Below are 5820 nucleotides of genomic sequence, written 5' to 3'. Positions count from 1 at the left end.
GTAACAACTCAAAGTAATCATTTGTTCTTATCAATTTGCAGTGTACTGAAGTTATAGCAATTAAAGATCCATCATAAGATGAATCATTTTGCTCTGAAAGCAAAAATATATCTGAACTCTTTAAAAGCAGCCTATGCAGAAATTTCTTGTTTTAAAAAGGCTGCTGCGTAACATCAGTTATTAAGTGAAAAAATCAGTTCAATGAATAATTAAATTTTCTAGATGGGGATTTTGATAAATCAGCTCAATTCTAAATGGGAAATATTGTATTTTTATACTCATCGACCAGTCGATAAAAAGCCCAATATTGAATTGGGCTTTTTATTACTCTTCTATTTCTATAGGATCACCGTCTTCAGGGCGAATATGACGCGTCCCATCATCCGCAGGATCAACACTAGAACCATCTTTGGTAATAGCATTGTACATTTCATCCTCTTTCTTATCGTCGATAAATTCTTCATCTTCAAAATCTTGAGGTTCACTATCGTCGTCAAAGTTCAAAGGCTTTTCTTCATCTATCATGGCGATCCATCACTTATTTAACCAATAAAATATCATGCTCAAATATTTGAAAGATTCATTCAATAGTCAACGATGATCATTTGTGTAACTGAGTACACACAATAGTAATTGGAACATTACTTTTCTATCGACAAAAAAATGCCTCCTTAGGGAAGGAGGCTGAAATTGGAAAGAAACTACAGCGATAGAATCTATTCATGCATTATATATAAACCTATAATTTATACATTAGCATAATATTACATTAATTTTTCAATTAAAAAGCCCGCTTACTCTTTCAAATAAGCGGGCTAGTGCTGTAGTCATTTTCTTTGTATTATTTGCGTCTTCTTGTTTTTGCAAAATGACTATAGCACTGTGAGTTTATCAATAAAGTATAGAGAGTATTAATAAACTGTTCTCTTACATTTGCTTTAAGTTGCTTTTCGTTCAATAAGCTGTACATATTAAAAAAGCCCACCTTTCGATGGGCCTTCCCCTTTATCACTTTTGCGCTGATTCAGGCATGTTGTCAAAGTAAGCAACGACTAGAGAATAAGCAAGCTATTGATAAAAATATATAAATACCCCATTAACATATAAAAAAACTATAGCTTTATAAAAAATAACTATACTTGTTGAATTAATTGACGATTTTAGCCTTCAACGACACTTTATAGCTGACTTAATTTGCTAGACATGTATATTAAAAATAACGTCTTATCCTGAAAATCAGGCATTTCAAACACCCAAAAAATATAATTTTTAGATTTCAATTTAAGTTTTACATTCACAGCCTTTACTTGAATAATTGCATCCTCATGCTGCATTTCCGCGAATAATTCTAAAATTAGGGCAAAGAATCTAAGTGTGTTGACTGTGTTGTATTTCGCTGGTTTATATATTCTCAAGGCTTCAGAATATATAAGCTCGCACCATCCATTTACCTCTTCATCATCCATTAGCTCTCATTTAATTATTTAAAATAGATCACGAAGTAGGTTTATAACATGGTGGCTATAATTAAACTGCTTTTAATCTGAATATTAAAATTATAAGTTTTTAGAAAATAAAAAAGCCCATCATCCGATGAGCCTTTTTGGGAAATATATCGTGAAGACTAAGCTGCAAATTCTTGCAGTACAAATCGTTTTACACTTTCATCAAAGTCAGGTTTTGAAAGAGCAAGCTTGCCATTTTTCATAGTTTTATAACAATAACTCGCTGCTACTCCCATACTAACCAAAGTCAACAACTTCATTGCTCACCTCTTTACTGGGAAGATTTGAATACAAAGTTATCATTCAAATTTGTAGTTTTCCAACTCAGTTTCGATTGTTTTCTGTACTACATGTTAATGAATGTATGAATAATAAATAAAAACCTGCCGCATGATGCATTTGCTTAAAGTCTTTCAACTAGTGGTTAATTTGTGTATCTATCCAGTTAAGAAAATTTTCCTTATTACTGAACTCTGGCATAGACCCTAAATTTATAGTCTCTTTAGCACCAAATTTTCCAGCAACAGTATTCGGTGCTTGAACTCTGAAATCCAGAGGATCACTTTCATGTAGAGTTCTAAAATATTCTACCGCTTTATCAAATTCACTTTTATCCTTAAAACCTGGTCGTTCCTTTAAAAAGTCATAAACTTGTTCTAGAGCTGGTAGATAATTATTTTTAGGCATTCTGTTTTCTCTAAAATGATGAGTTTTATGATGAAGACCTATTTTGAATGAATAATGATAAGAATATTCCCTTATTTCTTAGAATTTATGTAAATCATGATTATTTGAGAGTTAAATCCAAATTCTGGAGTAACCTGATAAAAAAATGAGCGTAAACATACACTCATTTTTACTACACTTTCTGATGCATGCTTAACTGACTGGCATTGCTCTAAAATAAGGTCTGTTTTTTGAACAAAGTGCAAATGTCGCCTGCTCTATCAGCAAAGATTAGAGGCGCTTTAAATACGCCAGTTTAAGGTTCAAGCCTAATTAACACTATGAATATCAAGTTCATCATTGGTGGTCAATACAATAGAAGCCAAAATTGGTATGCCCAAAATGAAAGGTACAGCGAAAATCCATAGAATTACAGTTACATCCGATTTAAAGAAAAATTGAATGGCTAATGCAGTCAGAATGAGTACAGAAAATAAAATCGCAGCAAAACGGATGATAAATTTAGTCGACATGCGAAGATGCTCTTATGCGTGAAATTGTATTTTCAATATACACCTATTTTTATTATGGGTTTATTGATTTTGAGTCTGTTATTGCATGTTTTAATTGATTTTCTATATGTGGTAACTGAATTATACGACGATCAGTTTTCTTCAGCATAAAAGCTTATTGTAAATTCAATCTTCACTCGTAACTCTATTGTCGTATATGTATAGAGATTGGATTCAGACATCAATGCTTTTGCTGATCCATAAATCAATCTCCTGTATGGCCGATAAAATTTTTGTGATGTATCAAATTAAAAAAGCCCTAAAATTAGGGCTTTTTTAGTGGGATTAGAATCGCCAATTCTGAGAACATTGTTTTACGTTTAATCTAATTGGCTATAAATAACAGTAGATCATTGTTTTTAAATATATTGTATATATGCAACACTTCGCACTAACCACCATGAGCAGTCTACAAATATAATTCAACAGTCTACAAATCAGTCTACATTTTTTAATGACTATATATAGGTGGAAATTTAGGCCCATTAAAGAGCCTTCACACATACCCCCACATTCACATTCGTCGTAATCGAATGAGCTGTGCAGCCTGATAAGAGGAGGCACAGCATTAAACTAATTATCTTGAGCTGCATACTTCAAATTATCCGCAACACGATTAGTCCAGCCTTTGCCCCATGTTGGCCATGTGCTCAAAGATTTATAGAACCTTAGTCGCTCAGCAGTCAAAGTAAGAATCACGTCGTTTAGATCGTGGGCATTTACAGCTTCCATGGTTTTAGGGCCAATGATGCCGTCAGCAGTTACACCAACTGCTTGTTGTAGTTCCTGAATCGCACGCTTCTTGCCGGCATTAATCGCAAAATCCCAAAGCTGAAAAGTGATAGCTGAATGCAAGCCATTACCGCCCAATTTATCCCCCCAGTCTTTTTTATAAATCTCTTTGGCTTGGGCAAGTGATAAATTTTTAATATCCAGACTTGGATAGGTATTTGCAGCAATACCGTACTTAGTGCCTTTTAATACACCTACCCCCACTTTACCACCAGTCCAATTGCCCGGATCGCGCTTATCATTGGTATAGCCACCTTCATGCCCACTTAAACGCCGGAATGCTTCATCAAAGGTGATTGAATCAACTGGAAGTTTTGCAAAGCCTAGAATCGTTGGCTCGGGATGTAATTCAGGCTGATATTTCTTTTTACCGAAGTAAGCCAATGCAGGTAATACAATGGTTAAAAGTAGTGAGTGATACTCAACCGGAATCAACTGTGTATTAATCCCCTCTCCTGCAGTAAAACAGGAATGACACCCAATAAAAAAGCCCCAATTAGGGGCCATTTGACACTGATATATTTCAGCACGTTTTCTTGTATAAAATTCATTTTTGATAATTCCGAATGGTTGATACATCAGACTCAAGTCGAGCCGTTTTCTCTTTAAGTAGTGAGTTTTCTTGTGCATTCTGGATAATTGAAGATCCGACCCATGTGCACACGCCAATAAAAACCCCTGCGAGAAGTGTTAAAGCGATACGGATTACATTCAGACCACCATCCAGCTGGGCTGATTTGTTTTCCAGCGCACCAACTCGGGTAATAATCGAATCAATATCTTTGCGGTTTTCAGCACTCACGTTCTGATGTGCTTCATTAATGAAGGTCAATCTGGTGACATGATCGGACAGCATTCGAATGTCAGACTGCATTGAATCAATCTTCTTCTCTACTCTGCCCCCATACGACTCGTTGTCGGTCATAAGACCCCCTAAATTTTGGTAATAAAAAAGCACCCAAAAGTGCTGTTGTTTGCTTAAGTTTAGACTTCTACTTGCGAATGCTGACCAGTCGGTGCTGGCCTTAAGATGACTTGATTTGAGATAAATACTCTGGCACCTAAGTTATAAGCTGTGCCGGATGTGCAAAGTACTGGTCCAGATCCTCCATCAATCTGTACCCGGTATTCCGGATGCTTCACTGATGTAATCGTGCCGATGTACTCCGCATGTGTGGGATTTAAAAGCTTCCGCAATTCAAACAAAGGATTAGTCACGGCTGATACGCTCCACGGTAATGGTTTCATTGACCTTTTCATGTGAGAAGCTACCACTCACCCCATCAATCACACCCCACCACTGACCATTAAAAGCAATGGTTTTACCCGGTAGCATCTCGCCAATTACCATGCTTGGCACTATTTGAGTGAGCGGCTTGGCTATTGGGATTACCACATCGGATGCATGGCAGCTTTCGAATTGCTGCTAATCGCTTGGCATCACGCATATAATACTTCACGCAAATTCTTAATCCGCTCTTTAAGCCGCATCATCATATTATCAATTGCGACCAATTCACTATGTCTTAAACCTACGCGACTGAGATTCTGATACTTAGACAGCTCAGCACTGCAAAATTCTAAGTCTTGTTTAACTTGCACTTTGTCTGTCATGGGTGTCTCAAAAATAAAAACCCAGCACTAGGGCTGGGTATATAGATTATTTACTTTTACTGATGTAATGCCATTTCCGCGCTTTTGGCTAAAAATGCCGAACGGCTTAAATGTTGTTTCTTGGCCACAGCATCAATGCGTTTCACCAAAGCTTCCGGCATACTAACATTAATACGAATAGACTTAGTATTCACCTTTGTTGTATCAATATCAATTAATAACCAAAAACCACCTTCAAATCTCTCATCACCTAACCATTGTTCTGGGCTTGACGGCGCGGGCAACGGAATATCTTCACCATCAAAGTGAACCTCAACCGCTTCCTGTGCCATGCGCTGAATGTCTTGCATTTCATCAGCAGCACTAAAACACCCTTCAAAGTCAGGGAAAGTTAAACCGTATGCAGTATCTTCATCTTTATGAACATATACTGGATATAACATATTTACCTCCATTCCCAACCAGCCTGTTTATATATTGCGTAGAGTACCTATCGGCATATCTTTACGTGGATGTGGCACCACAACATGCCCCGGTTTATCAGGATGCTTGTACTTTTCATGGTCGCCTTTACCTCCAACCTTATACCAGCCTTCCTGCTCTAGACGCTTAATAATGTCTTTGCTGTTCATTGTGTAATTATACACAACAATATTTTAATAGGGAATAGA

11 protein-coding genes are annotated in these 5820 nt (G+C 36.6%); all 11 read right to left on the bottom strand.

Annotated elements, in window-relative coordinates; translation table 11 throughout:
• Positions 1-324: 324 nt before the first annotated feature.
• Entirely contained in the window at positions 325-525 is a 201-nt protein-coding gene (locus WAK81_RS06570) for a hypothetical protein (RefSeq protein WP_180037351.1), read from the bottom strand.
• A gap of 653 nt (positions 526-1178) precedes the next feature.
• Positions 1179-1466, bottom strand: coding sequence for a hypothetical protein (locus tag WAK81_RS06565; protein WP_422196181.1), 288 nt, complete (start codon positions 1464-1466; stop codon positions 1179-1181).
• 158 nt (positions 1467-1624) lie between these two features.
• Complete coding sequence (locus WAK81_RS06560; protein ID WP_422196180.1) at positions 1625-1765, bottom strand: hypothetical protein; 141 nt, start codon at positions 1763-1765, stop codon at positions 1625-1627.
• Between the two features lie 157 nt (positions 1766-1922).
• On the bottom strand, positions 1923-2192 hold the full coding sequence (locus tag WAK81_RS06555; RefSeq protein ID WP_005263238.1) for a hypothetical protein: 270 nt from the start codon (positions 2190-2192) through the stop codon (positions 1923-1925).
• Positions 2193-2500: 308 nt separating this feature from the next.
• Positions 2501-2704: a hypothetical protein gene (locus WAK81_RS06550; protein WP_422196179.1), complete on the bottom strand. Its 204-nt coding sequence runs from the start codon at positions 2702-2704 to the stop codon at positions 2501-2503.
• A 612-nt stretch (positions 2705-3316) separates the two neighbouring features.
• A complete protein-coding gene (locus WAK81_RS06545; RefSeq protein ID WP_422196182.1) occupies positions 3317-3832 on the bottom strand; it encodes a glycoside hydrolase family 108 protein in 516 nt (171 codons plus the stop codon).
• Positions 3833-4082: 250 nt separating this feature from the next.
• Positions 4083-4460 carry a hypothetical protein gene (locus WAK81_RS06540; protein WP_422196178.1) on the bottom strand — a complete coding sequence of 126 codons (378 nt, stop codon included), beginning with the start codon at positions 4458-4460 and terminating at the stop codon, positions 4083-4085.
• Positions 4461-4519: 59 nt separating this feature from the next.
• The gene (locus tag WAK81_RS06535) at positions 4520-4753 is read right to left on the bottom strand and encodes a hypothetical protein (protein WP_422196177.1); all 234 of its coding nucleotides are present in this window, start codon (positions 4751-4753) and stop codon (positions 4520-4522) included.
• A complete protein-coding gene (locus WAK81_RS06530) occupies positions 4746-4895 on the bottom strand; it encodes a hypothetical protein (RefSeq protein WP_422196183.1) in 150 nt (49 codons plus the stop codon). Before WAK81_RS06530 ends, WAK81_RS06535 begins: the two co-directional genes overlap by 8 nt.
• 310 nt (positions 4896-5205) lie before the next feature.
• On the bottom strand, positions 5206-5592 hold the full coding sequence (locus tag WAK81_RS06525) for a type II toxin-antitoxin system HicB family antitoxin (protein ID WP_422196176.1): 387 nt from the start codon (positions 5590-5592) through the stop codon (positions 5206-5208).
• A gap of 27 nt (positions 5593-5619) precedes the next feature.
• On the bottom strand, positions 5620-5781 hold the full coding sequence (locus WAK81_RS06520; RefSeq protein WP_422196175.1) for a type II toxin-antitoxin system HicA family toxin: 162 nt from the start codon (positions 5779-5781) through the stop codon (positions 5620-5622).
• Positions 5782-5820: the final 39 nt, after the last annotated feature.

This window comes from Acinetobacter sp., assembly GCF_049284435.1.
GTDB lineage: Bacteria > Pseudomonadota > Gammaproteobacteria > Pseudomonadales > Moraxellaceae > Acinetobacter.
The sequence above is the reverse complement of the archived record's forward strand: the minus strand, read 5'-3'. Positions and strand labels throughout refer to the sequence as shown.

What these genes read in the sequence shown, in the direction of transcription:
- WAK81_RS06565 (WP_422196181.1), bottom strand. Translation starts at nt 1,466, where the DNA reads ATGGATGATGAAGAGGTAAATGGATGGTGCGAGCTTATATATTCTGAA.
- WAK81_RS06560 (WP_422196180.1), bottom strand. Translation starts at nt 1,765, where the DNA reads ATGAAGTTGTTGACTTTGGTTAGTATGGGAGTAGCAGCGAGTTATTGT.
- WAK81_RS06550 (WP_422196179.1), bottom strand. Translation starts at nt 2,704, where the DNA reads ATGTCGACTAAATTTATCATCCGTTTTGCTGCGATTTTATTTTCTGTA.
- WAK81_RS06555 (WP_005263238.1), bottom strand. Translation starts at nt 2,192, where the DNA reads ATGCCTAAAAATAATTATCTACCAGCTCTAGAACAAGTTTATGACTTT.
- WAK81_RS06520 (WP_422196175.1), bottom strand. Translation starts at nt 5,781, where the DNA reads ATGAACAGCAAAGACATTATTAAGCGTCTAGAGCAGGAAGGCTGGTAT.
- WAK81_RS06525 (WP_422196176.1), bottom strand. Translation starts at nt 5,592, where the DNA reads ATGTTATATCCAGTATATGTTCATAAAGATGAAGATACTGCATACGGT.
- WAK81_RS06540 (WP_422196178.1), bottom strand. Translation starts at nt 4,460, where the DNA reads ATGACCGACAACGAGTCGTATGGGGGCAGAGTAGAGAAGAAGATTGAT.
- WAK81_RS06570 (WP_180037351.1), bottom strand. Translation starts at nt 525, where the DNA reads ATGATAGATGAAGAAAAGCCTTTGAACTTTGACGACGATAGTGAACCT.